Origin of the sequence: Actinocrinis puniceicyclus, from assembly GCF_018283645.1 — a bacterium.
GTDB lineage: Bacteria > Actinomycetota > Actinomycetes > Streptomycetales > Catenulisporaceae > Actinocrinis > Actinocrinis puniceicyclus.
The window spans coordinates 1-460 of the sequence record NZ_JAGSXH010000389.1 but is presented as its reverse complement, the minus strand read 5'-3'; the positions used below and the strand labels follow the sequence as shown (position 1 = coordinate 460).

Sequence of the window (460 nt, the reverse complement as noted above, 5' to 3'; positions counted from 1 at the left end):
CACAGCCAGCTCGCCCAGCAGCAGATCACCTTCCCGGCCAAGGGCAGCCCCGCGCTGGCCAGCAAGGAGATCGGCCCGTACCTCGACCAGTACGCCGGGCAGCAGCTGACCACCGGTCCGCAGGCCAAGGCCTACGCCGACCACTTCATCGCGGTGCACCTGTCCGAGATGCCGTACAACGGCGTGTTCGCCAAGGCCAGCGCGGCCGCTCAGGCCGACCCGACCAACACCGCGCTCAAGGCCGAGGTGCAGACCATCTTCCAGGGCACCACGCTGCGCGGCCTGCTGCTGGAGGCCTACGCCTTCTCCGTGTTCGCCAGCATCGCCCTGTGGGCCTCCGTCGCGTCCTTCAGCCTGGCCTTCCTGATGCTGCTGCTGGTCGGATTCGGGTTCTGGCACGCACGCCGCGTCCCGGCCGACGCCGAGATCCTCACCCACTCCGCTCCGCAGCCCGCCACCG

Annotated in this window: 1 protein-coding gene; it reads left to right on the top strand. The window is 70.0% G+C overall.

Annotation, left to right across the window (positions count from 1 at the left end; all coding sequences use genetic code 11):
- Positions 1 to 460 (top strand): hypothetical protein (locus tag KGA66_RS29420; protein WP_211472920.1); only part of this gene is annotated, 460 nt, incomplete at both ends.